General features: G+C 45.9%; 20 protein-coding genes. 5 read left to right on the top strand and 15 right to left on the bottom strand.

Annotated features, from left to right (window positions below):
• Nucleotides 1-8 precede the first annotated feature (8 nt).
• The 4 genes from B5F91_RS01730 to mfd all read right to left on the bottom strand — a co-directional run bounded on the left by B5F91_RS01730 (nucleotide 9) and on the right by mfd (nucleotide 9,212).
• Complete coding sequence (locus tag B5F91_RS01730) at nucleotides 9-1,433, bottom strand: hypothetical protein (protein WP_087427376.1); 1,425 nt, start codon at nucleotides 1,431-1,433, stop codon at nucleotides 9-11.
• Nucleotides 1,434-1,483: 50 nt separating this feature from the next.
• Complete coding sequence (locus tag B5F91_RS01725) at nucleotides 1,484-4,144, bottom strand: TonB-dependent receptor (RefSeq protein ID WP_087427375.1); 2,661 nt, start codon at nucleotides 4,142-4,144, stop codon at nucleotides 1,484-1,486.
• Nucleotides 4,145-4,322: 178 nt separating this feature from the next.
• Nucleotides 4,323-5,609: a histidine-type phosphatase gene (locus B5F91_RS01720; RefSeq protein ID WP_087427374.1), complete on the bottom strand. Its 1,287-nt coding sequence runs from the start codon at nucleotides 5,607-5,609 to the stop codon at nucleotides 4,323-4,325.
• A gap of 234 nt (nucleotides 5,610-5,843) precedes the next feature.
• Complete coding sequence (gene mfd, locus B5F91_RS01715) at nucleotides 5,844-9,212, bottom strand: transcription-repair coupling factor (protein ID WP_087427373.1); 3,369 nt, start codon at nucleotides 9,210-9,212, stop codon at nucleotides 5,844-5,846.
• A gap of 72 nt (nucleotides 9,213-9,284) precedes the next feature.
• Between mfd and B5F91_RS01710 the strand changes: the two genes are divergently transcribed.
• Entirely contained in the window at nucleotides 9,285-11,462 is a 2,178-nt protein-coding gene (locus B5F91_RS01710) for a tetratricopeptide repeat protein (protein ID WP_087427372.1), read from the top strand.
• A 97-nt stretch (nucleotides 11,463-11,559) separates the two neighbouring features.
• Here the strand turns inward: B5F91_RS01710 and lipB are convergent, their stop codons facing one another.
• Nucleotides 11,560-12,234, bottom strand: a complete 675-nt coding sequence (gene lipB, locus B5F91_RS01705; protein ID WP_087427371.1) for a lipoyl(octanoyl) transferase LipB — start codon at nucleotides 12,232-12,234, stop codon at nucleotides 11,560-11,562.
• Between the two features lie 316 nt (nucleotides 12,235-12,550).
• Between lipB and B5F91_RS01700 the strand changes: the two genes are divergently transcribed.
• The 4 genes from B5F91_RS01700 to gcvP all read left to right on the top strand — a co-directional run bounded on the left by B5F91_RS01700 (nucleotide 12,551) and on the right by gcvP (nucleotide 17,710).
• Entirely contained in the window at nucleotides 12,551-13,402 is an 852-nt protein-coding gene (locus tag B5F91_RS01700) for a DUF3298 and DUF4163 domain-containing protein (protein ID WP_087427370.1), read from the top strand.
• An 8-nt stretch (nucleotides 13,403-13,410) separates the two neighbouring features.
• Complete coding sequence (rsmG, locus tag B5F91_RS01695) at nucleotides 13,411-14,037, top strand: 16S rRNA (guanine(527)-N(7))-methyltransferase RsmG (protein WP_087427441.1); 627 nt, start codon at nucleotides 13,411-13,413, stop codon at nucleotides 14,035-14,037.
• Between the two features lie 6 nt (nucleotides 14,038-14,043).
• A complete protein-coding gene (locus B5F91_RS01690; protein ID WP_087427369.1) occupies nucleotides 14,044-14,682 on the top strand; it encodes an MBL fold metallo-hydrolase in 639 nt (212 codons plus the stop codon).
• 178 nt (nucleotides 14,683-14,860) lie between these two features.
• Nucleotides 14,861-17,710 (top strand): aminomethyl-transferring glycine dehydrogenase, encoded by a 2,850-nt coding sequence (gcvP, locus tag B5F91_RS01685; protein ID WP_087427368.1) that lies wholly within the window; start codon nucleotides 14,861-14,863, stop codon nucleotides 17,708-17,710.
• A 94-nt stretch (nucleotides 17,711-17,804) separates the two neighbouring features.
• Here the strand turns inward: gcvP and B5F91_RS01680 are convergent, their stop codons facing one another.
• The 10 genes from B5F91_RS01680 to B5F91_RS01630 form a co-directional block, all read right to left on the bottom strand.
• Nucleotides 17,805-18,698 carry a F0F1 ATP synthase subunit gamma gene (locus B5F91_RS01680; RefSeq protein ID WP_087427367.1) on the bottom strand — a complete coding sequence of 298 codons (894 nt, stop codon included), beginning with the start codon at nucleotides 18,696-18,698 and terminating at the stop codon, nucleotides 17,805-17,807.
• A 5-nt stretch (nucleotides 18,699-18,703) separates the two neighbouring features.
• Entirely contained in the window at nucleotides 18,704-20,299 is a 1,596-nt protein-coding gene (gene atpA / locus B5F91_RS01675; protein WP_087427366.1) for a F0F1 ATP synthase subunit alpha, read from the bottom strand.
• Nucleotides 20,300-20,309: 10 nt separating this feature from the next.
• On the bottom strand, nucleotides 20,310-20,864 hold the full coding sequence (locus B5F91_RS01670) for a F0F1 ATP synthase subunit delta (protein WP_087427365.1): 555 nt from the start codon (nucleotides 20,862-20,864) through the stop codon (nucleotides 20,310-20,312).
• 7 nt (nucleotides 20,865-20,871) lie between these two features.
• Nucleotides 20,872-21,375 (bottom strand): F0F1 ATP synthase subunit B, encoded by a 504-nt coding sequence (gene atpF, locus B5F91_RS01665; protein WP_087427364.1) that lies wholly within the window; start codon nucleotides 21,373-21,375, stop codon nucleotides 20,872-20,874.
• A 15-nt stretch (nucleotides 21,376-21,390) separates the two neighbouring features.
• Entirely contained in the window at nucleotides 21,391-21,645 is a 255-nt protein-coding gene (gene atpE / locus B5F91_RS01660; protein WP_013616285.1) for an ATP synthase F0 subunit C, read from the bottom strand.
• Nucleotides 21,646-21,686: 41 nt separating this feature from the next.
• The gene (atpB, locus tag B5F91_RS01655; protein ID WP_204244652.1) at nucleotides 21,687-22,751 is read right to left on the bottom strand and encodes a F0F1 ATP synthase subunit A; all 1,065 of its coding nucleotides are present in this window, start codon (nucleotides 22,749-22,751) and stop codon (nucleotides 21,687-21,689) included.
• Between the two features lie 443 nt (nucleotides 22,752-23,194).
• Nucleotides 23,195-23,440, bottom strand: a complete 246-nt coding sequence (locus tag B5F91_RS01645) for a hypothetical protein (protein ID WP_087427362.1) — start codon at nucleotides 23,438-23,440, stop codon at nucleotides 23,195-23,197.
• A gap of 27 nt (nucleotides 23,441-23,467) precedes the next feature.
• Nucleotides 23,468-24,997: a F0F1 ATP synthase subunit beta gene (atpD, locus tag B5F91_RS01640; RefSeq protein WP_013616281.1), complete on the bottom strand. Its 1,530-nt coding sequence runs from the start codon at nucleotides 24,995-24,997 to the stop codon at nucleotides 23,468-23,470.
• A 256-nt stretch (nucleotides 24,998-25,253) separates the two neighbouring features.
• Nucleotides 25,254-25,664 carry a secondary thiamine-phosphate synthase enzyme YjbQ gene (locus tag B5F91_RS01635; RefSeq protein ID WP_087427361.1) on the bottom strand — a complete coding sequence of 137 codons (411 nt, stop codon included), beginning with the start codon at nucleotides 25,662-25,664 and terminating at the stop codon, nucleotides 25,254-25,256.
• Between the two features lie 6 nt (nucleotides 25,665-25,670).
• Nucleotides 25,671-26,861, bottom strand: a complete 1,191-nt coding sequence (locus B5F91_RS01630; protein WP_087427360.1) for a hypothetical protein — start codon at nucleotides 26,859-26,861, stop codon at nucleotides 25,671-25,673.
• Between the last annotated feature and the right edge of the window lie 40 nt (nucleotides 26,862-26,901).

Genomic DNA, 26,901 nt, shown 5'->3' with positions numbered 1-26,901 from the left:
AATTAAAATTATTCTGCGCCATACGCACCGAAGTAAGGTTGAGGAGCAGGAGTCGTATAAGTCTCACCGTTAACCGTCAGACCGGTTGTTCCGAAGAGTGGAGCCATTGTTGACTCGTTTGCATCGTATGCGCCAGCCAACGCCGGAGAACCAGCAGTCAAGTGGAAATCCCAAGCATCATTATAAACATAGTTAGTCAACGAAGTGGCATTGATATCATAGTTAGCAAACATCGGGTCTTTGCTATCCTCTTCGGTTGCAATAACGCTATTTACGTCAACCACACCTACATGGTAATCTTCGTGTTCGTAATTGTATCCTTGCCAAGAATAATGAATGCCTTGCTCGTAAACGTATGCGGGGTCTACTTCCTGACTTCCTGAAGCATAATAGTTATAATCGATAACCGAATTCTTATCGTCATAGCCACCCTCTACATTAGCTAAGTTATCCAATCCCGGAGTCATTGCACGGAATTTGCAGTTCACAAGCAAGTTGTTGTAAACATGTACGGCTACGTTTTCTTCCGCATAAATACCGCCGCCTTTATCGCTGTCGCGACGCCATCCGGCATTGATGATGGTATTGTTGTAAGCCTGAATCTTAGCTTGAGCGCGAACGTCACTTTGGTCAGAGCTTGACAGCTTCAAGGCGTTGGTGTTCGGAGCATACATTACATTACCTACTACATCTACTTGGCAACCCGATTTCACATTAACCGCTTCCTCGCCTGTCTCACCGTTTGCGATAAACAAGTTGTTCATGATAATGGCATTACCGCCCATCATATAAATGGCATCCGACACACCGTTGCGAAGGATAGAATTTGTAATGACATACTTGCCGTTTACGTTATTGGTAGTAATCTGCGGATAAGCATCGTCACCTGCTTCATAATATCCTGCGTTAGCAGCGGGAGCACCTTCCAATACATCACCACCCGTATATTCGATAATTGCATGGTCAATCAGCATTTCTTCGCAAGTACTTCCGGCTACAATACCACCCCACAAACCTGCGAATGTATTGGCTTCCGTCCGGTCAGCTTCAGGAATAGAGAAAAGAACAGGCTTTTCTTCGGTTCCTTCACAATACAGATTTCCATTTACTGTAAATTCTACCGGAAGTAAATTTGCACCTACACCTTCTGTACTTGCAATGATTTGTACACCTTCTTTAATAATCAAAGTCTTTCCTTCAGGAACTGTATAGTGTTCGGTCAGATTAATTACAGTATCAGCAGGCCAAATCACCGTATTGGTATTGTTCCATTGGTCTTCCAAACTTACCGGACCTTGAGGCTCATCTGGATCTTCACCACCCGGTTCTTCTACCGGTGGATTTTCCGGTTCGTTCTCGTCATCACTACAAGCAGCAAAGAATGATACGCTCATCAAGGCTGCGCCTACGAATAAATACTTCTTAAAGTTCATAATTGTAAAAATTAAATGTGTTTGTTAGTCAATATGTTTTGTTTTGCTTTCTACAGTTTATATCTCACGCCCAACATAATGGTCTGACCGTGCCATTCCTTACGCTCTATCAGATTTCCATTCTTACGTTCAAAATTTGTCACACCGTCTGTATGCGGACCTTTGTGCGTATAGCGGAGCAACGGAATGTCCAACAGATTAGAGGCTTTGGCAAAAAGATTCACACCGCATTTAAAACTTTTTTCTATTGACGCGTCCAATTGGAAATAACCGTCTTCCCAAATATCGTCATCAAAATAATTAGAAACCTCGCTCAAGCGTTTGCCCGTATAACTTCCGGCAATTTGCCCTTCCCAACCGTATTTCGTACTCTTAAAGAGCAGTGAGAGATTCACTACATGCCCAGCCTGACCATACAACGGACGTGATTGACGGACGGTCTTCACTTCCGAACCTTCCATGATTCGCTTATCTGTCGTAATTTTCGAATGCGTATAGGTATAATTCGCTTTAATGCCGAACCAATTAAAGTATTTCATCACATCCACTTCTACACCCATATTGTCCGCATCTCCGAAGTTCATCGGTACATAATATGTGTTTTGTCCCATGTTCAACAACCCTGTTTCAATCGGATTCTTCAAATGTTTGTAGAACAAACCGACCATAAACTGTTCGGAAGACTTCGGGAAAAACTCGTAACGCAAATCCACATTATCCGCCACCGTATGTTTCAAATCCGGATTACCTTTCTCGTCAAAATCTTCATTGAAAATGGTGTAAGGCACAATCTCAAAGAAACTTGGACGGTTAATGGCACGGGCATACGAGAAGCGTAAATTGGCATTCTCGTGTACATTGTATTTTGCATGGAAGCTGGGCAATACATCCGTATATTTCTGATTGCCTTCAGGATCTGCATTTTCAGTCGGGAACTTCAGCACATAACCTTGGTCGGTATGTTCCACACGCACACCCGCAATCAATTCCCATTTGCTCCATGTATATTTTACCATTCCATATCCTGCCCCTATCTTCTCGGTCGCATCATAGTTCAAAGCCCCGCTAATATTACGGCTGCTCACATCGGGGAAAACGATTTCATCGAAATTATTCCAGTCTTCCCCCTTTATCTGCGGGTCACCGTTTGTTGTCTTAAACTTGTATTCATTAAAGTAACTGTCACGTTTCTTGTCACGATACATACCTCCGACGGAAAAATCGAACGATGAACCATTCGAAAGGTTCAATTTGTACATCAAGTCAATATATCCGGCAAAGTCACGGTCGGAATTATGTTCCCAACGGCGTATCAACGCATCGTTCACCGCTACACGCTTACCGCCATCCAGCAAACCTACTTCCGCATTATCAGGCGTCTCATTATAAGCTTTTGATGCTACAGCCGACCAATTCAAACGCAAAGCGTGGTCATCAAGGAAACCGTGTTCGCCTTTCAACGTAGAATTAATAATGTATTGCCGGTTCCACTTCATGCGTACATGTTCTTCGTCATCGTCTTTTTGGTCACGCACCTCCGCTTCACGCATATCCATATACCCATTATACCAAGTCAGCTTATTATTTTCATTGATATGATAGTCCAGTTTCACGTGTGCACCAATACGAGTCTGTTGAGAAGAATAGTTACGGTATTCGATATTGCCGCTTTCGCGCCCCGGCTGATAATAGATTTGGCTTTCCTTGCCACGATAGGTATTCAAGAATGTTCCTGCCACCATTACCCCTAAACGGTCATCAAAGAAACGGTCACCGTATGAAAGGCTCGCATTCAAATCGGGCATCGGCTTGCTCCATTTCATGTGAAGATTATCATAATTAAAATCATCAGGAGTCACACGGAAGTATTCAGGCTTCCCCATCCGCTCGTAAGGAGAGTCTTTTACAATAGCCTTATGGTCGAACGACTGGAAATCGCGGTCGAAATACATAGCGTTATAACCTGTAGAGACACTTGCCGTGAACTGGCGTTCTGTAGGCGCATCCTTCATCACAAGATTCACCGCACCGCCGATACCGTCGCCTTCCATGTTTGCGGTAAGCGATTTGGTCACCTCCAAACGGTCAAGCATTTCAGAAGGAAATATGTCAAGAGGAACAAAACGGTTTTTGTTATCCGGGCTTGGAATTTTCACCCCATTAATCAAGGTATAATTGTAACGCTTGTCCATACCACGAAGAATGGCATACTGACCTTCTCCGCTACTGTTGCGTTCTATCGTTACACCCGACATACGCTGGATAACATTCGCCACCGTGATATCCGGAGAAAGCTCGATGGCTTTTGCGCTCATCACGTTCACCACATTCATTGCTTTACGCTCAATGGCACGCGCTCCCGCCTCACTTCGTCCGGGATTTGTAGCCACTACCGTGACCTCGCCCAGCAATACGTCATCGCTTGTCAATGGGATTTCTATATCGGCATCTTTCGAAGTCACCTTCATCTCGTAATTCTTATAACCGATATAAGTGCAGACAATCGTGAACGTAGGACGGTTTACCGAAAGGCTGAAACTACCGTCAAGCCCCGTCACTGCACCTTTCGAAGGTTCTTCTTTCACTACTACCGAGGCTCCGATAATCTCTTCACCTGTCTTTGCATCTTTGATTTTACCTTTCAGGTTCATCGCACTTGCGCCAGCTCCTATTGTCAGCAAAGCCAAGCCCAAAATCACTCTCTTTTTCATACAATCTCTTTTCCTGTTTGCTTTTGATGCAGCAAAAATATGGAGCGGCTTTTTCAAGAAGATTGCAGAGACATTTCATTTTCGTTACAACAAATAAGCAAGCCCTTATAACCTTATTTCCGGTTATCAAAGAGCTTGCTTATTACATTCACATTACAAAATGGCCCTACACCATTCATTAATCTTCTTGCATCACCTCCACTTCAGGCAAATCGATGCTTTCTACTACCTGCATCCAATATGCCCGTACATCTTTCCAATGATAGAAAGGCGCGCAATCGGTCTTAACAGGGAGTGTCACCTCACGTTCGTTCAAGAGGAGCTTTACTAGAATATCCTCATCACCTGGCTTGCGGAAAAAAATAAGCTGCACATTGCCACACATTGGAATAAGGCGATAAGTGCGGTATGTCTCAGCTATCTTTTGCCAATCGGCGGTAGAAGCCGACAAGTGATTGCATCCCATCAAAGTTGCCAATGGAGCCAAGTTGGTATCGTGACCGTAACGCAGGGTAACGCAATTTCGTTTTGAAGCAATGACCGTATCAGCGGTCTCCACAAAATTGCAAAGCAGATTACGCTCTACTTTATACATACATGCATCGCTCAAAGGAGATGCGCCTTTTTCGTAATACCACTCGAAATTATTGCGTTGCCACAAATCGTAACGTTCATCCTCGTTAAACAAGAAAGCCAAATCGGGCTGATTGTAGCTGCTTTGGCTGATACCGTCTAATTCAAAAAGATCCATCATCAATCCTGTAGGGTCTTCCACTACTTCGGGATGAGTGAAGAGTTGCTTCATCAAGCGTGCGGGATGCACATAGACACTATCGGCGGCATGATACACCGAATCCATATTCGCCAAATGAATGGCTTCGTAAGGTTCATTTTTATACTTTATATAATAAAGGTCGTGATTGCTGGCGTCATTCGTAATATTCAGTTTGGGATTCAATCCTTTCAATTCCACACATCCGGCGGTCATTGAGAGGAAAGCACGGGTCTTGTAAGTAGAACGGGCATCCACGTGCACTCCATCGGCAAATACTTGAGGATAATGGGCAAACATACGGCGTACCAATTCACGATGTTGCTCGGCTCCTTTGGGCGTAAGTTCACCATAACGCCCATCGGCTTCCTTTGCCAAACTTTCCACCACCTTCAATGCCCGTTTCCCGTCATCGGTAAGAATACCTTGTCGCTCGGCATGACGCAAGATAGCCAAAGGCTTGTCGTACTTCTTCTGCTTGGTAAGATAACGCGAACCGTGACGGGCAAACATCGAGATATAAAAAGGTTCATAACCTTCGGGAGCCGGAGTGAGTTGTACATCGGGAGCCTGATAGGCATAATACTTTCCAGCGGCTAAAGCCGGGATTTGGCAGATCTCCTCTTTCGCACTCTGTGCTGATACTGAAAGTGCAGCACAGAACAACGGGATAACTAAAAACAATCTTTTCATCTTACTTTTCTTTTATTATTTGAACACAGAGACACGGAGGCACAGAGTTTTTTTATTTTCTAAGATAAAGATAAAGATTAGACATATTATATACCCTCTGTGTCTTTGTGTCTCTGTGTTCTATATTTTACGAAGCGTAAAGGTAAACCTTCTTTCTTACGTCCGTACACATGAGTCGGTTAAAAAGAATGTTCCGCCCCGAAATGAAACGGGAATGCAACACGCTTGTCACACTTATTGCGCCGGCATACTTACTATCTCCTGCATAATGCGCACGGCGGTCTGTACGTCCGTCACGTTCTTGATAACCATGCTCCGCTTGCCGTTCTGCTCACGCAAGTTGCATTCGCGCGGATTCTGTGCCATATAGTTGATGACTTTTCCGAACGCCTCGCTTTGATAATACGGACTCTCTAAGTTGCTTACAAAATAAAGCGTCATACGCCCTGCTTTGAGGAAGACTTTCTCGATGCCCATCCGTTTCGCCATACGGCGCAAGGGCACGATGCGTATCAGTTCTTCGCCTTCGGGCGGTATTTTTCCGAAACGGTCGAGCAAGCGGGCACGGAAGGCTTCTACGTCCTTGTCCAATTCTAACTTATCCAACTCGCGATAGAGCAACATGCGCTCGCTGCTGCTTGGGATATATTCGTTGGGGAAAAGCAATTCGAGGTCGCTCTCTACGGAACATTCGTCTACGAATCCTTCTCCGCTCAATTTCTCTTCACCCGCTTTGATTTCATCGGCATAAAGGTCGGCAAATTCATCGTTCTTCAATTCGGTCACCGCTTCGGATAGAATCTTTTGGTAAGTCTCGTATCCCAAATCGGCGATAAATCCGCTCTGTTCGGCTCCCAACATATTCCCCGCTCCACGGATGTCGAGGTCTTGCATGGCGATATGGATGCCGCTTCCCAAATCACTGAAGTTTTCTATCGCTTGCAAGCGGCGTTTGGCTTCGGGACTCAAAGTCGATAAGGGAGGCGCTAACAGATAGCAGAATGCTTTCTTATTGCTTCGCCCTACCCGTCCGCGCATCTGATGCAAGTCACTCAATCCGAAGTTCTGCGCCTGGTTGATGATGATGGTATTGGCATTGGGAATATCAATGCCGCTTTCTATAATCGTAGTGGCAAGCAATACATCGTAATCGTAATTCACAAAGTCGAAGATGATTTTCTCCAAATCTTCGGGCTTCATTTGCCCGTGCCCTACGCATACTCGGCAATCAGGAATATTGCGTTCAATCATCGTCTTCAGTTCAGCCAAGTTCTGAATGCGGTTGTTCACGAAGAATACTTGCCCGTTGCGGCTCATTTCGAAATTAATGGCATCGGCTATGATTTCTTCGTTGAACGTATGCACTTCGGTCTGTATGGGATAACGGTTGGGCGGCGGAGTTTGGATAACCGAAAGGTCACGTGCCCCCATTAAGGAGAATTGCAGGGTACGCGGAATAGGCGTAGCGGTCATCGTAAGCGTATCGACATTCACCTTTAACTGGCGGAGCTTCTCTTTCACGCTTACCCCAAACTTCTGCTCCTCATCAATGATGAGCAAGCCCAAATCCTTAAACTTCACACTCTTCCCGATAATCTTATGCGTACCGATAAGAATATCCACCTTTCCTTCTGCAAGTTCTTTCAGAATGCGGCTCGTGTCTTTCGCCGAGCGGGCACGGCTCAGGTATTCCACCTTGCAAGGCATCCCTTCCAAACGCTTGCTAAAGGTTTGGAAATGCTGGAAAGCCAATACCGTAGTGGGTACCAATACCGCCACTTGCTTGTTATCGGTCACCGCCTTAAACGCGGCACGCACCGCCACTTCGGTCTTCCCGAAACCTACATCACCGCATACCAGACGGTCCATCGGACGGTCGCTCTCCATATCTGCCTTCACTTCTTGAGTGGCTTTCAACTGGTCGGGCGTATCTTCATAAAGGAAGCTGGCTTCCAATTCGTGTTGCAAGAAACTATCGGGGCTGTATTTAAACCCTTTTTCTTGTTTGCGGCGCGAATAAAGTTTGATGAGGTCGCGGGCAATGTCTTTTATCTTGGTCTTGGTGCGTTCCTTCATCTTTTCCCAAGCACCCGTACCCAATTTGCTGATGCGGGGTTGCTCGCCTTCCTTGCCTTTGTATTTCGATATCTTATGTAAAGAATGAATGGAAACGAACACCACATCATCGTTCTGATAAACTAACTTGATAACCTCTTGCGTGGTATTTCCGTTCGGGATGCGTACCAATCCGGCAAACTTTCCGATACCGTGGTCAATATGCACCACATAATCGCCTGGCTCGAACTGGCTCAGTTCTTTTAGCGAAAGTGCCACTTTTCCGCTCCGTGCCTTATCACTCCGGAGATTGTATTTATGGAAACGGTCGAATATCTGATGGTCGGTAAAGATGCAGCACTTCAAGGCATGGTCGATGAATCCTTCATGCAAAGTACGGTCTACCGCCTCGAAGGTAATCTTATCTCCCCTCTCCTTAAATATATCACGCAAGCGGTCGGTCTGCTTCATGCTATCCGAGCAGATATATAACCGATATCCTCTTTGCAGGTAATCGGTCAAAGTACTCGATACCAAATCAAAATTCTTATGGAAGATAGGCTGGATAGAAGTTTGGAATGTCAGAACCGCTTGCGGAGTACCTACCGCTTTATTCCCGAAATCAATCCGCCGGAAAGCCAATGCCTTTTGCAAGAACTCCGGACCATCGACCAATTTCCTTTTCAGGTTATCCAAGTCTACCGGCTCGCCTTCATACGCTTGAATGGCTTGCGGAGCGAATGTATCATCGTGTACCGCTTGAATGCGTTCGCGTACCCACATCAGGTCTTTCGCCCATAAAACGGCCGTATCGGGAATAAAATCGAGGAAACAGATGTCCGCCCCTGATGCTTTGGAAAGTTCGGGTACGATACTGACCGAATCTTTCTTCTCTTTCGAAAGTTGCGATTCAACCTCAAAGGTACGGATACTATCTATCTCTTCCCCGAAGAAGTCGATACGGTAAGGATATTCCGAAGCGAAGGAATACACATCGAGGATGCTTCCCCGTGTGGCGAATTGCCCCGGCTCGTACACATAGTCTACATGTTCGAATCCGAAAGCGACCAATTGCTCCGCTATCTTGTCAGTTTCTATCTCTTGTCCCACCTTCAGCACTAACATCTGGGTGTCCAGTTCTTGTTTGGAAACCACCTTTTCCGCTAAAGCATCGGGATAGGTCACCACCGATACAGGTGCCGACTTGCCCAAACGAGTCAATACTTCCGTGCGCAAGATTTCATTCGCCGCATCACGTTGCCCGTACTTTATCGCCCTACGGTAAGACGAGGGGAAAAACAAGATATCCGCATCTCCGTTCGCCTGCACCATGTCGTGATAAAAGTAACCCGCCTCTTCTTGGTCGTTCAAGATAAACAGGTTCACTCCCGGATGTATCTTGATGTATGCGGAAGCAAAAAACGAAGGGCAAGACGCATGTGTCCCTTCAAAAAATATAGTATGAATGTCTTTTTTCTGTAATAATTCAGCCAGCCCTTTCATATTAGGATGCTTGGCATAGATTTGTTGAAGTCCAGCTATTTCCATTGTTATTTCGATAGATGCCCGCAAAATTACAAAATTATTACTACATTTGCACCTATCAAACCCGATAAACTTATGTACGAGCAAATAATTGAACTTTTAGACCAACGGAGGCTGAAGGAAGCCCTTATCCAGCTGCAAGCCCTCGCTTCGGAGATTGAAGACTGGCAATTATCGGCAGATATTGAGAATCTGGCTACTACCTATACTTATATGTTGCAATATGCGTCACAGGGAATGAAAGACCCTGAACGCCCTAAGATGTACCATTTATTAAGGAGAAAGACCTACAAACTAACAGATAAAGCCGAATTCTTAAGGGCATGCAAGCGGAATAGCGGACACTTTGCCGACAAATGCCGGCGCATGCGACAGAATCCTCCGCATACTTTCCAAGAATTATGCATCGGGCTGGAAACCTTGAGCGAAGACCTTGCCATAGCTGGATTACCCATCGGGGAAGAGTCCGGACAAGCCGATGCACAAAAAGACTTGTTCCTGCGCCACGAGCAAATGACCGATGAATTATTCGATAAAATTTGGACCTCGACCCAGTGGACTGAAGAAGAATTCCAGCAAGCCAACGCTTTCCTGACTTCCCTTCTGGTATCCGCCAACGACCTTGCCGTAATGGTCAGTGCCGTTACGCTAAGTTCACTCCGCTTGTTTGATAACCGCAAATTCCAGTTTTTGCTGAACACATACCAGACAAGTACAGACATACTGGTTAATCAACGCGCCCTGATAGGCATCGCATTAATCGCTTATTATCAAGAGAAACGGCTTTCACTCTATCCCGACCTCTTGGCTGCGCTCTCCTTATTGGGCGAATCGAAGAGCACTTCGGAAAACATGCTCATCATCCAGACCTTGCTCCTGCTTTCGCGCGAGACGGAAAAAATCGAAAAGAAGATGCGTGAGGAAATTATTCCACAAATGATGCGCACACCGGGCATTAACAAACCCGACCTGAAAATCATTGATATTGAAGAGCTGGAAGACAAGAATCCCGAATGGAGCAAAAACATGGCACAGATAGAGAAAAGCATCCGCGAACTGGGCGAACTCCAAATGGAAGGGGCAGACACCTACATGAGCACCTTTGCCCAACTGAAAGGCTATCCGTTTTTCCGGCAAGCGGCACATTGGTTCTATCCGTTCGACAAGCAGATGCCCGAAATTTCTTCTCTTTTCCAACATGAGAAAGACGGGCAAAAAAGCCTAATGAGCCTGATGATGGACTCGCCTATCTTCTGCAACTCAGACAAATACTCATTCTGCCTGACCCTCTTCAACTTGCCTGCCCAACAACGGGAAATGCTTACCGCACAAGCTGCCAACCAAAGCGAAATTGCTAAAGAACAGATGCAGGCATTGGCTGAAACCGCCAAGGGAACGCAAAAGCCCAAAATCGTAAGCAGCCAATACATCCACGACTTATACCGTTTCTTCAAACTTTGGGCATACCGGAATGAAACGCATGACATATTCAAAGACAAACTGGACTTGTGGAATTGTCCGGCACTTGCGCCTTTACTCCATACGCCGGAAGCATCCAAGCACATAGCCGACCATTTGTTTACGAAAGACTATATGGAAGAGGCATCCGTGCTTTACCAAAAGCTGAGCCAAGAAGAAACGCCTGATGCCGAAGTCATGCAAAAGCTGGGCTTCACTTATCAGAAAATGAAAAACTACGAGGAAGCTATCAAGGCATATACCCAAGCAGACCTGCTCAAGCCCGACCACGTATGGACCTTGAAACACTTGGCGCAATGCTACAAACGTACCCGGCAATATCCGCAGGCATTGGAATGTTATGAGAAAGTGACAGAAATGAAACCCGATGACCTGAATGTCCTGCTCCAAATGGGGCAATGCCTCGCCACGATGCGCCAATATGACAAGGCACTTGCTTACTTCTTTAAGGTAGAATACCTGGACAAAACCCCGGCAAATGCCCAACGCGCCATAGGCTGGTGCTACTTCATGACAGGAAAATACGAAGATGCACTCCGCTTCTACCAAAAACTGCAACAGGGCGAAGATGCGCAACTATCCGACTGGCTGAATGCCGGACATGTATATTTGGCATCCAACCAAATACCGGAAGCCTTGGAATGCTACTGGAAAGCCGAAACGTATTGCAAGACACACGAAGACTTTATCAAAACATTTTGGGCGGACAAAGAAGCTTTGCAAGAACAAAACGTTCCCGAAGACAATCTTTATCTGATTCCAGATATGCTTTAAAAACACATACGGCTTCATCGGGCGATGAAGCCGTATGTGTTAGCCTACGAAGCCTGCTTCGTAGGCCGATGAAGCAGGCTTCGTTAGCTGATGCAATTTAACGGGGTCTGAAACCTACAGCATGCAACTCTTTCTCCAGCCGGGCACAGACCTCTTCCATCGGCACTTCATGCCCTACTTCCCGCGCTATGGATGTCACTCCTTTATTAATAAAGCCGCACGGATGGATATAACCGAAATAGCGTAAATCGGTGTTCGCATTCAGAGCCAGCCCGTGCATCGTTACGAAATGGCTGCTCCGTACCCCGATGGCACAAATCTTCCGCTCGTCGGGAGTACCCGATGCAAGCCATACACCGGTTGCCCCCTTCACCCTTCCAGATTCGATGCCATACGAACGGCATACCCGGATTACGGCTTCTTCCAACAGGTTGATATACTCTTTCAACCCTAAATGGAAATCCTCCAGGCAAAGGATAGGATAACACACCAATTGCCCCGGTCCGTGATACGTAATGTCTCCTCCCCGGTCGATATGAAACAACTCTGCCCCTATCTGCTTTAATTGGGCTTCACTTAAAAGCATATTCGCCTCCTTCCCATGCTTTCCCAACGTATAGACATGCGGATGTTCGCAAAACACCAAGCGGTTCACGTAGGGAAGACGATTGGCACGTGTGGAAATTATCTCATCGAACAAAGCCGTCTGCCTCTCCCATGCCTCACGGTAAGAGACCTGCCCCCAATATTCGGTCTGTAAATTTACTTCCATAATTTTTCTTTTTTATTTTAGGAGTTAAAAGGAGTTATTTCAAGGAGTCAGAAGGAGTTAGAAGCCAATACTTCTGTGCTATTGGCATTTAACTCCTGCCGAAGGCATAACTCCTTCTAACTCCCTTTAAGTTCCTCACTACAGAAGACAAATGTAAGCTAAATATGGCTTTTTCGAAAGGAAAGAGGGGAAAAAAACAAATCTTCACAAATACTCGCCTCTTGTAGAAGAAAGATGTCACCTTTTCTATCGGATTTATCACAGATTTGTATTACATTTGTAATGTGAAATTTCCAAACACTAAAAAACGAATGATATGGAGAGAAGAAGATTAACATTTTTATCGGTGATGCTCTGTGCCACCGGATGTGTTTTAATGCCCGGGTGCCAACCACAAAAGAAAGCCGAAACGGCTCCGCAAATCTGTACCGTAAGCACCGACACCATCGTCCGCCTGCAAGAAGGCGAAAAAGTGCCGACTTGCAAAATCAATTTGGATTTCTCCTATCTCCAACCTGCCTCGGAGAGCGATTCGCTTTCCACGCAAATCAACGCTACGATTATCCGAACGGTTTTCGGATCTTCTTACGAAACGCTCCAACCGGACAAAGTCTTGCCAGCTTTAGCCGAAAGCTATATTGAGAACTACAAGACCGACGTGAAAGGCCTGTTCGAAGCCGACCTGCACAACGGAATGAAACCGGATGATGTGCCCGCATGGTACAACTACGAGTACCAATTGAATACGGAAATGAAAGAAGGCAAGAAAGGCGTATGGAACTATACCGTGACCGATTTCCAATACACCGGAGGCGCGCATCCCAATACCACAATCACCTGCCTGAACATCAATCAGGAAACAGGGAAAATCTTGAAAGAAGACGATGTGTTCAACGAGAAAGACACGGCAAGCATCTGCAAGCTCATCATGAACGAACTCATCAAGGAAGTGAACCAACGGATGGATACCGATACCATTACTTCCCTCGACGGATTGCAATCCATGGGCATCCTGCTGGATACCTACCTGTATATCCCGTCTAATTTCTTGCTGGAGAAAGAAGGAGTCACCTTCTATTACAACCGGTATGAAATAGCTCCCTATTCCGCCGGAGACTTCCGCCTGACCGTAAATTATGACGATATTCAATCTTACTTAAAACATTAAATATGGAAATGAAAATCATCCTGAAATATTTCCCCGACCTGAGCGAGACGCAAAAAGAGCAATTTGCCGCCCTCGGAGATTTATACACCGACTGGAACAGCAAAATCAATGTCATCTCGCGAAAGGACATCGGGAATTTATACGAGCACCACGTCTTGCACTCATTGGGCATTGCGAAAACCGTCAATTTCCGTCCCGATACCGAGATTATGGACTTAGGTACCGGAGGCGGCTTTCCGGGTGTCCCGCTTGCCATCCTTTTCCCCGAAGTGTCTTTTCATCTGATAGACAGCATCGGGAAGAAAGTGAAAGTGGCTACAGAAGTGGCGAATGCCATCGGGCTGAAGAATGTAACGACACGCCATTGCAGAGCCGAAGAAGAGAAACGCATGTTCGATTTCGTTGTAAGCCGTGCCGTAATGCCCTTGCCCGACTTGCTGAAAATCGTGCGGAAGAACATCAAGAAAGAGCAGCACAATGCCTTGCCCAACGGCTTGATTTGCTTGAAAGGAGGCGAATTGCAACACGAAATCCAATCCGTGAAGCATCAAGCCATGGTGACCGACCTGAAAGAGTTCTTCCAAGAAGAGTATTTCGAGACCAAAAAGGTAATTTATGTTTGTATAAATAAGTAATTGTCCATGACCATCAAACGATTCGAATTCAATATGTTTCCCGTTAATTGCTACGTCCTTTCCGACGAAACGGGAGAAGCCGCCGTTATCGACGCGGGATGCTATTATCCCAACGAACAACAACGGCTCAAGCAATACATCATCGAGAACCAGCTCACGGTAAAGCACCTGCTCAATACCCACCTGCATCTGGACCATGTTTTCGGAAACCCGTTCATGCTCCGCGAGTTCAACCTTCGGGCAGAAGCCAGCCGGGAAGACGAGTTCTTATTAGACAGATTGCCCGCCCAATGCCATGCGTTCGGATTCCCGCCAAACGAGGCTCCGGTTCCCTTAGGCGGATATATTGCCGATGGAGACATCATCCGCTTCGGCAATACCGGGCTGAAAGCCATCCACGTGCCCGGACATTCGCCCGGAGGCATCGTGTACTACGACGAGGCACACCAATGCGCATTTAGCGGAGACGTCTTGTTCCGGGGAAGCGTAGGACGTGCAGACCTCGAAGGAGGCGACTTCGGCGAGCTAATGGACGGCATCGTGACCAAGCTTTTCACCCTTCCCGATGATACCGTGGTCTATCCCGGACACGGAGATTCCACCACCATCGGACGCGAGAAAATAGACAATCCTTATTTCAGATAAATGTTTCACCACAGATTACATAGATTTCATCAGTTAATAATTAAAAGTGAATAACGAATAACGAGGAATGATTCGAATTGCCGTTATTAACTTTTAATTGTTCATTATTAATTGATAAAATCTGTGTAATCTGTGGTGAAAAAAACAAAACCCTTAACCTCATAAACTAAAACTAACCATGAAAACAGATGTTTTTGCCAACCGCCATATTGGCATTACAGATTCCGACCTGCCCCGCATGTTAGGGAAAATAGGCGTCAAAACGATAGACGAACTGATAGATAAAGTCATTCCGAAAGGAATCCGCCTCAAGCAACCTTTGGACTTGCCTCCAGCTATGACCGAACGCGAATTTGCCGGACACATCGCCCGGATAGCATCCCATAACAAGATTTACAAATCCTACATCGGCACCGGCTGGTACGATAGCATCACCCCTGCCGTTATCCAGCGGAATGTGTTCGAAAATCCGGTGTGGTACACGTCCTACACCCCCTATCAGACCGAGATATCCCAAGGACGGCTGGAAGCGTTGATTAATTTCCAAACCGCCGTGAGCGACCTCACCGCCATGCCCCTTGCCAATTGCTCCCTGCTCGACGAAGCCACCGCCGGAGCCGAAGCCGCTACGATGATGCACGCCTTGCGCAGCCGTGCCCAGCAAAAAGCGGGAGCCAACACCCTCTTCGTCGATAGCGAAATATTCCCGCAAACGCTTGCCGTCATCCGCACCCGCGCCTTTCCGCAAGGCATCCGTGTGAAGACCGGAAGCTACAAGGAATTAGCGTTCACGCCCGACCTCTTCGGATGCATCGTGCAATACCCCAACAATAGCGGGAACATCGAAGATTACCGCGGCTTTACCGCCCGTGCCCACGAAGCCGGATGCAAGGTGGCGGTCAGCGCGGACATCCTGAGCCTCGCCCTGTTAACGCCTCCCGGCGAATGGGGAGCCGACATCGTGTTCGGAAGCACCCAACGCTTAGGCATCCCGATGTTCTACGGCGGACCCTCGGCGGCTTATTTCGCCACACGCGACGAATACAAGCGCAACATGCCCGGACGCATCATCGGACTCTCGAAAGACAAATACGGGCACCTGTGCTACCGCATGGCGCTCCAGACACGCGAGCAACACATCAAGCGCGAGAAAGCCACCTCGAACATCTGCACCGCACAAGCCTTGCTTGCCACCATGGCGGGATTCTATGCCGTATGGCACGGAGCGGAAGGCATCTGCGAGATAGCCCGGCGCATCCATAGCATAGCCTCGTGGCTGGACAAGCAAGCCGCCAAATTGGGGTATGCAGAACAGAACGAAGCCTTTTTCGATACGCTCCGCCTGCGGCTTCCATCCCATGTCTCGCAAGAGAAATTGCAGACCATCGCGTTGAGCAAAGAAGTCAACCTGCGCTATTTCGAGAACGGAGACATCGGCATCAGCATCGATGAAGCCACTACGCCCACCGACGCCAGCCACTTGCTGATGATACTCGGCATAGCCGCGGAAGAATCGGTGCACGAAACGGGCGACATCCCCGAAACCTCTTCGCTGAAGGAAGAAATGTGCCGCCGGTCGCCCTACCTCACCCACGAAGTGTTCCGCCTCTACCATACCGAAACCGAAATGATGCGTTACATCAAGCGGTTAGAGCGCAAAGACATCTCCCTTGCCCACTCCATGATTTCATTAGGCTCGTGCACCATGAAGCTGAACGCAGCCGCCGAAATGCTTCCGCTCAGCAACGCCGCATGGATGAACATACACCCCTTAGTGCCCGAAGACCAAGCGCAAGGCTACCGCGAATTGATTGATAACCTCTCGAAGCAATTGCTCGCTATCACCGGATTCGAAGGCATCAGCCTCCAGCCCAATTCGGGAGCCGCGGGCGAATATACAGGCTTGCGCATCATCCGGAGCTACTTAGAGAGCATCGGGCAGGGACACCGCAACTTGATTCTGATTCCGGCTTCGGCACACGGCACCAATCCCGCATCGGCGGTGCAAGCCGGATACGAGATCCTGACCTGCGCTTGCGACGAGCATGGCAACGTAGACGTAGCCGACCTGCGCACGAAAGCCGAAGCCAACCGCGACCGCCTTGCCGCCCTGATGATTACCTACCCCTCGACCCACGGCATCTTCGAGAACGACATTGCGGAAATCTGCCGAATCATCCACGGGTGCGGCGCGCAAGTCTACATGGACGGAGCCAACATGAATGCGCAAGTGGGGCTGACCAATCCGGGCATCATCGGAGCCGATGTGTGCCACCTGAACCTGCACAAGACCTTCGCCAGCCCTCACGGAGGAGGCGGTCCGGGCGTAGGTCCGGTATGCGTCGCGCGCCATTTGATTCCCTTCTTGCCGGGGCACGCGCTCTTCGGCAACGAGACGAACGAAGTGTCTGCGGCACCCTTCGGAAGCGCCGGCATCCTGCCCATCACCTACGGCTACATCTGCATGATGGGAGCCGAGGGGCTGGAGCGTGCCACGAAAGCCGCCATCCTGAACGCCAATTATTTAGCGGCTTGCCTGAACGACACCTACGGCACGGTCTATCGGGGCGTCAACGGATTCGTAGGCCACGAAATGATTTTAGAGTGCCGCCGGGTACACGAAGAAAGCGGCATCTCCGAGAACGACATTGCCAAGCGTCTGATGGACTACGGTTATCATGCGCCCACGCTCTCCTTCCCCGTCCACGGCACCTTGATGATTGAGCCTACCGAGAGCGAAAGCTTAAGCGAATTAGACAATTTTGTAAGTTGCATGCTCTCTATTTGGCATGAAATAGAAGAAATAAAAAACGGTGAAGCTTCAAAGGAAGATAATGTACTGATAAATGCCCCACATCCCGAATATGAAGCGATATCTAACCATTGGCAACATTTCTACACCCGCGAGAAAGCCGTCTATCCGATACCGAGCGTACGCGAGAACAAGTTTTGGATTAATGTAGCGCGTGTGGATAATACATTAGGAGATCGTAAACTTCTCCCAACCCGCTACGGAAAATTTGACTAAAATAAAAAATGAAGAATGAAGAATACAAATATGAAGAAATTGTCAAAGCAATATTATTCTTCATTTTTAATTCTTCATTCTTCACTTAAATAAACTACGCCATCGTACCGCCTACAATATCAAGCAATTCATTAGTAATTGCTTGCTGACGGCTCTTATTATAGAGTAACGTAAGTTCTTGTAACAAATCATTCGCATTGTCGGTTGCAATTTGCATCGCCATCGTACGTGCTGCATGTTCAGCTGCAGCCGAATCAAGCAATACAGTATAGATTTTCAAACGAAGCACCTTAGGAAGCAATTCCTGCATCACACGTTCTGCAGACGGTTCTATAATGTAGTCTGCCTCCATCTGATTTTTTCGTTCGCCTTCTTGTGCAACACTTGCTTTTTGCTCTGTTTCGAGGTCAAGAGGTAAATAAGCTTCTCTTGTCAAGACCTGCGAAGAAGTAGACTTAAAGTGATTATACAACAAAATGACTTCTTGAATCTCATCTGTCAGATAACGGTTAATTAACTCTACCGCTAAATCAGAAGCTTCTTGATAATTCGGCTTCCCACTCATATGCTGATAATCTCCCATAGGAGTAAATCCCATTTTCTTAACAGCATCTGCAACTTTACGACCTATCGGATAAATCAAAATATTTTCTTTTCCTATAGTTTTCGTATATTCAGCAACAGTATCTTGTAAATGCCGGATTACATTGGCATTGAAACCACCGCATAAGCTACTATTCGATGCAAATACGACAATCGCAATCTTCCTCACATCACGTTTCACAATGAAAGGCGACTCTACACTCTGCCCTGAACTCAAGAAGTTAGTAAGCATGTGATGCAGTCTTCGTTCGTAAGGAAGCATATTTTCGATATCCCCCTGTGCCTTATGAAGCTTAGCAGAGGCAACCATCTTCATAGCCGAAGTGATTTTCAGCGTACCGTTGATGGAACTGATTCTTCCTTTTACTTCTTTCAGTGATGCCATGATGATTATTTCTCTTTAAATTGTCCTACTGTATCTGCTGCTACTTTTTCGATGATTGCCGTAACCTCATCGCTAATCTTACCGGCTGCCAATACATCCAACACATCTTTTTGATAGTTAGCACGCATGGTAGTTAAGAATGCATCTTGAAAAGCACGTACCTTCTCAATAGGCACTTCGCGCATCAACGAATGCGTTCCGCAATACAAAATAGCAACCTGTTCCCCTACCGGCATCGGTGTATACTGAGGCTGAATAAGCAACTGATTGTTCTTACGTCCACGGTCGATTGCCATAGCAGTAACAGGATCCATATCGCTACTGAACTTAGAGAATGCTTCCAATTCACGATATTGCGCCTGGTCGATTTTCAACGTACCTGCAACTTTCTTCATACTCTTAACCTGTGCACTACCACCTACACGTGATACAGAAATACCCACATTAATAGCAGGACGGAAACCTTGGTTAAACAAATCTGTTTCCAAGAATATCTGACCATCGGTAATAGAAATCACGTTGGTAGGAATATAAGCCGATACATCACCCGCTTGCGTTTCGATAATAGGCAATGCAGTAAGCGAACCACCAGCTTTAACCTTGCCTTTCAAACTTGCAGGCAAATCGTTCATCGTTTCTGCCACTTCTTGCTGGCTGATAATCTTTGCAGCACGTTCCAATAGACGAGAATGCAAATAGAAAATATCACCCGGATAAGCTTCACGTCCTGACGGACGGCGCAAAATCAATGATACTTCACGATAAGCTACAGCCTGTTTTGACAAATCATCATAAACAACCAAAGCATGACGACCCGTATCACGGAAATATTCACCGATAGCAGCTCCTGCAAACGGTGCAAAATACTGCAAAGCTGCAGGGTCAGAAGCAGTAGCGGCTACCACAATGGTATAATCCATTGCGCCTTTCTCACGCAATACATTTACTAGACTAGCAACTGTAGAACCTTTCTGTCCCACAGCTACATAAATACAATATACAGGATCACCTGCTTCATAATTATGCCGCTGATTGATGATAGTATCAATAGCAATAGCAGTCTTACCTGTCTGACGGTCACCGATGATCAACTCGCGCTGTCCGCGTCCGATAGGAATCATCGCATCGATGGCTTTCAAACCTGTCTGCAACGGTTCAGTTACCGGCTGACGGAAAATAACTCCCGGTGCTTTACGTTCCAAGGGCATTTCACACGTATCGCCCCCGATTTCGCCACGCCCGTCCAAAGGCACGCCCAATGGGTCAATCACACGTCCCAACATACCTTCACCTACATTGATAGAGGCAATACGATTAGTACGCTTTACCACCATACCTTCCTTTACTTGGTCGGTAGGACCCAACAAGACGGCTCCGACATTATCTTCCTCCAGATTCATTACGACTCCCATGATACCGTTCTCAAACTGAAGCAACTCATTAGCTTCTGCATTACGCAAACCGTAAATACGAGCTACGCCATCGCTCACTTGAAGTACAGTACCCACTTCGTCGAATTTCAGGGAGGTGTCAATCCCTTGCAACTGCTGGAGTAACACTTCTGAAACTTCACTGGGTTTAATATTATTATTTTCTGGCATAAGCTTTGTTTTAAATTATTCTTCTGTTTTTTGCAATAAACTGCTGTTCTACACGTTTCAATTGGTTAGTTACACTTGCATCCATACGCATACCTGCCACTTCTACAATATACCCACCAATCAAACTCTCATCCACTTTCGTCTCCAATTCAACCTTCGCATTATTTGCTTTAGACAATGCCCTCTGCAAATAATCGACCAATTTAGGAGAAGGAACAGCCGTTGTCAATTTGCCGATGAGAATGTTTTTATCCTCACGATACAAGTCGATGTACGACCAGGTCATGAACTGCAAGAATTTCTCTCTTTTTTCTTCCAATACCAAACTAAAGAAACGCATCAGTTCTTGGCTCACCTTTGCTCCTCCTGCCGCTTCACGCAAGAGTTTCAGCTTTGTCGGAATATCCAATACAGGATTTTCCACTGCGTGACGCAAGCCTGCAACACGCTCAAAGTATGAAGCCAGCATTTTTACTTCTTCATAAACTCTGTCTTCCTTTTTCACAGCTTTTACATAGGCAAGCAAAGCTTTTGCATAACGTCTGGAAACAACTCCTGTATTCATAACCTATTTATTTTTTAGAAGATTCAAGCATTTCATCCAGCATACGGTCAATCAAAGCATTCTGCTCTTTCGTATCGACAAGCTTACTTCGCATAATCTTCTCAGCTATTTCAACCGATAAAACAGCCACCTGGCGACGGATGTCACGGATTGCACTTTCCTTTTCCGTTTCAATCTGCTTTTTCACTTCCGTCATCAAGCGTTGTCCTTCAGTTATAGCCCGGTCTTGAGCATCTTTTATGATGCGGTCGCGCGTAACAGCTGCTTCGCTCAAAATGCGGTTCTGCTCTTCACGTGCCTGAGCAAGAATCTTTTCGCCTTCCAGCTTCACGTTCGCCAATTGTTCATTCGCTTCACGCGCTGCCTTCAACGAATTATCAATATATGCTTTCCGGTCCTCTACTGCCTTAATGATCACGGGAAAACCATATTTCGCCAACAAGACGAATACGACTCCAAACGTAATGACCATCCAAAACACTAGCCCCGGATCCGGAGTTAATAATCCCATAATGTATTGTTTTTATTATAAGAACAAAGTCAACAAACAAACCACGATTGCGATCAAAGCCACACCTTCAACCAAGGCAGCGGCAATAATCATGTTCATACGCAGATCGCCTGATGCTTCCGGTTGACGTGCCATAGCTTCCATGGCAGCACCACCGATTTTACCGATACCGATACCTGCACCCAATACTGCGATACCTGCGCCGATAGCAGCGCCTAATTTACTAATGCCAACACCTGCAGCAGCCTGCAATAAAACTGATAATAACATAATTCTAAAATTTTAATGGTTATACTTTTAATTTATTATTTTTATTTTTCTGCATGTTCTTTCACTCTCGACAAACCGATAAATACAGCCGAAAGCATCGTGAACACATACGCTTGAATAAATGCGACCAAAAGTTCGAGCGCATTCATGAAAATACCGAATGCCACAGCCACTACTGTCATCGAGCCATTGATTACAGCACCAGCCTTCACCGTAATGAAAATGATTGCTATCAAACTCAACAAAGCAGCATGACCTGCCATCATATTGGCAAAAAGACGAATCATCAAGGCAAACGGTTTAGTGAATATACCGAAGAATTCTATCAACGGCATCATAGGTATCGGAACTTTCAGCCATGTTGGAACTTCAGGCCAAAAGATTTCCTTCCAGTAAGCCTTTGTACCGAATATATTGGTGAAAAGGAACGTACACAGAGCCAAAACCATCGTAATGGCAATATTACCTGTTACGGTCGCTCCCCCAGGAAAGATAGGTATCAATCCCATCAGGTTATTCACCAGCACAAAGAAGAAAGCGGTCAGCAAATAAGGTGCATACCGTCTGTAATCTTCGCCTACACAGCCTTTAATTACATCATCATAAATAGACATTACCGTAGCTTCGATCATTCCTACTCCCCCTTTCGGAGCGCCCTGCTCCAAAGGATGTTTCTTATACCAACGTGCACAACCCAACATAACAATCAGCAGGATAGCACTGTTGATAAACAATCCGAGTACATTTTTGGTAATGGAAATATCGAACGGTCGCACTTCTTCACCGGCAGCATTCCGCTCCACTATCTTACCGTCATTAGCACCTCCTTCAGCGATATACAAGCCTTCATATTCTTCTCCTCCTTCCAAATGAGAAGAGCAGAACACATGCCAGCCCGTACTGCTTTTTACGATTACCGGAAGATGAATCGTGAGATGAGTATCGCCAAACGAGACTACATGCCACTCGTATGCGTCACCGATATGTCCGAATATCAATTCGTTCACATCTATCTCTCCTTCACCGCCGGTCTCCGCTTTCAGCGTTGCTGTCGGAATTGCCAACAAAAGCAGCAGTGTTATTACTATGTACCGTATTTTTTTCATTTTTTACTTGTTTACTTAATTTCAGTTTCGCTTCAAAGCGAAGGAAGAAACGGGTCTCAAAAACCAGAAACGCAAAATAGAAAAAAACAAATGTAGCAACAAAAGCTACGACTTCCTTTTCTATCACGAATCCGTAAAATATCAGAACCAAAGCACTCAATATAAATTTCAGCACCTTACAAATCAGGTAAGTCATCGCTATCTTATCAGCCCCCAACTGAAGACTGAATTCAAACATATAAATGTAAAAAAGACCAAAAGCATAGAAAAACACCGGAATCAACGGAAACCATTGGAAATACCTTTCTGGGAAAAAGAAATGAAAAACCAACACCGTTCCAATTGTCAAGATTATGCCTAATCCTGTCAGTTCTTGAATGAATTTCTTCTTTACCGCCTTTAATAACATTCTGTCAATAGCATTAACTTAGGCCTTCCTCACTTTAGAGTTCAGCGCAAACTGATATCTGATTGTCTCTGACTTCTACAAATCCGCCCTTGATTGACAAGGAATGCGATTCTTTTCCAGCCGTGTACCTCACTTCTCCAGCCGTAAGCGAAGAAATCAACGGCGCATGGTTCACCAGCACTTGGAATTCTCCAAGTTCGCCAGGCAATACTGCCATGTCCACTTTCCCTTCGAAAACTGTCTGTTCAGGTGAAGCGATAACCAGATGAAGTTCTTTCATTCTTTCTAGTTTTAAAAACTCAAAATACTATCCTTTCGCTGCAGCAAGCAGTTTCTCACCTTTCTTAATCGCATCTTCAATCGTACCGACATTCAAGAAAGCCTGTTCGGGAAGATAATCCACTTCACCGTCCAAAATCATCTTGAATCCCTTGATTGTGTCCTCGATAGAAACCATTACGCCCGGTACACCAGTAAACTGCTCTGCCACGGCAAACGGTTGAGACAAGAATCGTTGTACACGACGGGCACGATTTACAGTCAAACGGTCTTCATCTGACAATTCATCCATACCCAAGATAGAGATAATATCCTGCAACTCTTTATTACGCTGAAGAATTTGCTTAACACGTTGTGCCGTATCATAATGTTCCTTACCCACTACCAGCGGATCCAAAATACGTGAAGTTGAATCCAAAGGGTCAACGGCTGGATAGATACCAAGCTCGGCAATCTTACGGCTCAACACCGTAGTAGCGTCCAAGTGAGTAAAGGTTGTAGCAGGAGCCGGGTCAGTCAAGTCATCCGCAGGCACATACACAGCTTGTACAGACGTAATAGAACCGTTCTTCGTTGAAGTGATACGTTCCTGCATCTGTCCCATTTCCGTTGCCAAAGTCGGTTGATAACCTACAGCAGAAGGCATACGCCCCAGCAATGCCGACACTTCTGAACCAGCCTGCGTGAAACGGAAGATATTGTCAATAAAGAACAAGATATCACGCGGACCGTTCTCACCCGTATCACGGTCACGGAAAGATTCCGCCAGTGTCAAACCTGACAACGCTACAGATTGACGTGCACCAGGAGGCTCGTTCATCTGCCCGAACACCATAGATACTTGAGATTTCTCTACTTCCTTGTAATCCACTTTCGACAAATCCCAATTGCCTTCTTCCATGCTCTTCAGGAATTCATCGCCATAACGGATTACACCAGACTCAATCATTTCCCGCAACAAGTCATTACCTTCACGGGTACGTTCACCCACACCGGCAAAGACAGAGAAACCATTGTGCTTCTTGGCAATGTTGTTAATCAACTCTTTGATGAGCACCGTCTTTCCTACACCGGCACCACCAAACAGACCAATCTTACCTCCTTTCAAATAAGGTTCCAAAAGGTCAATCACTTTAATACCCGTAAAAAGGACTTCTTGCGAAGTAGCCAAATCTTCAAACTTCGGCGGTTCGCGATGAATCGGAAAGCCTTCCGCCTTATCCAATTCTTTCATTCCGTCGATAGCATCACCGACTACATTCATTACACGTCCTTTAATCTGACTTCCAACCGGCATAGATATCGGATGACCGGCAGGAACGACTTCCATTCCGCGTTTCAGTCCATCCGTACTGTCCATGGCTACGCAGCGCACAGTATCTTCACCGATATGCTGCTGCACTTCAATCACCAACGTACGACCGTCATTACGGACGATTGTCAACGCATCGTGGATTTTCGGCAATGATTGTTCTACATCCTGCCCTTCATCCAACTTGAAGTACACATCGACCACCGGACCGATTACCTGCGAAATGTGTCCAACGATTTTTGACATAAGCTTTACTCTTTATTTTTTATAGATTCAACTATTTTCTACCAGAACCACATTTTAATGGTTCAATGTATCATTAATCATCTACGCAAATTTATATAAATATCTTATTATCTTGTCATCCTAACTAACATTTTTTTGTAAAAAAACCACTTTTTCCAGCGAACATGAAACTATATATTAAAAAGGGGAGACAATACCGCCCGTTTTTAAACATTTATTCACACAAAAAACATTCCGTGTGCGAAAACAAAGAGGCTTAACCAAGTATTGAAGCCACAATCCGACGTGCTCCGCCATAATCTCTGAATTCACATAAATAAACCCCCTGCCATGTACCCAAATTCAAGCGTCCAGACGTTACAGGTATGGTAAGAGACACTCCTGTCAGACTGCATTTGGCATGACTCGGCATATCATCGGGACCTTCATCCACATGCGTATAATAAGCCTGATTCTCCTTCACCAGATTATTATAAATACGCTCCATGTCATTACGCACACTAGGGTCATAATTCTCATTAATGCTTAATGCACAACTTGTATGCTTAATGAACAAATGCAACAAACCTGCTTCTGGCAATTCAGGCAAGTGACTCATAACCTCCTGTGTTATTAAATGGAATCCTCTAGTACGAGGTTTCAGTGTAAATTCAACTTGTTTAATCATATCCTTTTATTTTTTGCGGAACCAAACGGCATTCACCTTCCGGCGGATTATATATAAATTCAATACCGATACAAATAAAAAAACCACAATGCCCACCGATAAAGCAGGCACTAGACTGCCCCCTCCCGCTTCGGGAAGCAAGGCGGAAAGAACCGGTACATACCAACTGCGTACACACACCACAAGACCGAAACCTAATGTCAATACCAACAAATTCAGCACAACAGTAAGCACCTGATAGGGACGTGCCACTTGTGCCGGACTATACCCTATTAACAACAGAGTTTCCAACTTGCGCATATTCTTTTGCAACAACAAATAAATGCTCAATATCAAAATATAAAATGAAAGTGCACTGATGAGCAAACCAACCGACAACACAACCCCGACTATCACTTTCAAAAGCCAAGCCGTTTTTCCTGCATCCAGTTCATTGCCTTCCATTTCATATCCTTTCCGCTGAAAATACTGGACAATGCGTTCATCTGCAAGGTTATTCACTTCGACAATCAGGCGGGAAGGAGCTGCATCTCCCCCTTCACCGTAATGCGTATTCGCCCAACGGATAAACGATTCCGGAACCAATATCGTATTGAGCCGATTGGAGAAACCGGCTATACGCCCCTTCAACTGCTTCATTTGTCCATTTCCCATAATGCGGATATCCAAATTGACCATGCCAATCAACCCTTCAGACAGTTGTGGCAAATTTCGGCTTTGTGCAAAGCCGAAATTATATAAATTCAAATAATTACGTGGAATGATAATCGGCACCTCATTTGATGCCGGGTCAAACTTCCATTTTTCTGATTTCACATCTACAAATGCATCCGGAACCGATTCAAAAAACAAATCGGTTGACATCCGTATGCCCTGCAGCCCCATGCCTGCAGAAACTTTAAACTGAGAAGGGATAAAACGCCCCACCCCTTTTACAAAAGGCTGAGCCTCAATGTCCCGAATATCTCCCGAAGAAAATGCCGACTGTTTGCCCACAATTGTCCCCAATGTACTGACTTTCTTACTCACTATGACATAATCCCCTTTCATAAAGCTATCTCCCTGAGTAAATACCGGCAAAACATCGCGGTAAAACTGCACGGCAAGCAACACGATTACCATGCCACACACATTGGCAAAGAAAAAACCAATCAACTGAGACACACTAAGATGCTGCTTCAATAATTTCCAAATCATGTTCTCAATGAATATAAATAATTAATAATGTATAGCGGAA

Source organism: Bacteroides sp. An322, assembly GCF_002161765.1.
Lineage (GTDB): Bacteria > Bacteroidota > Bacteroidia > Bacteroidales > Bacteroidaceae > Phocaeicola > Phocaeicola merdavium.
Note: the sequence above shows the minus strand (reverse complement) of the source record. Positions and strands in the feature narration are given on the sequence as shown.

Excerpts from the sequence above, each read along its gene's own strand:
- B5F91_RS01645 (WP_087427362.1), bottom strand. The coding sequence starts at position 23,440 with ATGAAAGAACTTCATCTGGTTATCGCTTCACCTGAACAGACAGTTTTC.
- B5F91_RS01725 (WP_087427375.1), bottom strand. The coding sequence starts at position 4,144 with ATGAAAAAGAGAGTGATTTTGGGCTTGGCTTTGCTGACAATAGGAGCT.
- B5F91_RS01710 (WP_087427372.1), top strand. The coding sequence starts at position 9,285 with ATGTACGAGCAAATAATTGAACTTTTAGACCAACGGAGGCTGAAGGAA.
- B5F91_RS01670 (WP_087427365.1), bottom strand. The coding sequence starts at position 20,864 with ATGAATACAGGAGTTGTTTCCAGACGTTATGCAAAAGCTTTGCTTGCC.
- atpB (WP_204244652.1), bottom strand. The coding sequence starts at position 22,751 with ATGAAAAAAATACGGTACATAGTAATAACACTGCTGCTTTTGTTGGCA.
- atpF (WP_087427364.1), bottom strand. The coding sequence starts at position 21,375 with ATGGGATTATTAACTCCGGATCCGGGGCTAGTGTTTTGGATGGTCATT.
- rsmG (WP_087427441.1), top strand. The coding sequence starts at position 13,411 with ATGAAAATCATCCTGAAATATTTCCCCGACCTGAGCGAGACGCAAAAA.
- B5F91_RS01730 (WP_087427376.1), bottom strand. The coding sequence starts at position 1,433 with ATGAACTTTAAGAAGTATTTATTCGTAGGCGCAGCCTTGATGAGCGTA.
- atpA (WP_087427366.1), bottom strand. The coding sequence starts at position 20,299 with ATGCCAGAAAATAATAATATTAAACCCAGTGAAGTTTCAGAAGTGTTA.
- B5F91_RS01635 (WP_087427361.1), bottom strand. The coding sequence starts at position 25,664 with ATGATTAAACAAGTTGAATTTACACTGAAACCTCGTACTAGAGGATTC.
- mfd (WP_087427373.1), bottom strand. The coding sequence starts at position 9,212 with ATGGAAATAGCTGGACTTCAACAAATCTATGCCAAGCATCCTAATATG.
- B5F91_RS01680 (WP_087427367.1), bottom strand. The coding sequence starts at position 18,698 with ATGGCATCACTGAAAGAAGTAAAAGGAAGAATCAGTTCCATCAACGGT.
- atpE (WP_013616285.1), bottom strand. The coding sequence starts at position 21,645 with ATGTTATTATCAGTTTTATTGCAGGCTGCTGCAGGTGTTGGCATTAGT.
- atpD (WP_013616281.1), bottom strand. The coding sequence starts at position 24,997 with ATGTCAAAAATCGTTGGACACATTTCGCAGGTAATCGGTCCGGTGGTC.
- lipB (WP_087427371.1), bottom strand. The coding sequence starts at position 12,234 with ATGGAAGTAAATTTACAGACCGAATATTGGGGGCAGGTCTCTTACCGT.
- gcvP (WP_087427368.1), top strand. The coding sequence starts at position 14,861 with ATGAAAACAGATGTTTTTGCCAACCGCCATATTGGCATTACAGATTCC.
- B5F91_RS01630 (WP_087427360.1), bottom strand. The coding sequence starts at position 26,861 with ATGATTTGGAAATTATTGAAGCAGCATCTTAGTGTGTCTCAGTTGATT.
- B5F91_RS01700 (WP_087427370.1), top strand. The coding sequence starts at position 12,551 with ATGGAGAGAAGAAGATTAACATTTTTATCGGTGATGCTCTGTGCCACC.
- B5F91_RS01720 (WP_087427374.1), bottom strand. The coding sequence starts at position 5,609 with ATGAAAAGATTGTTTTTAGTTATCCCGTTGTTCTGTGCTGCACTTTCA.
- B5F91_RS01690 (WP_087427369.1), top strand. The coding sequence starts at position 14,044 with ATGACCATCAAACGATTCGAATTCAATATGTTTCCCGTTAATTGCTAC.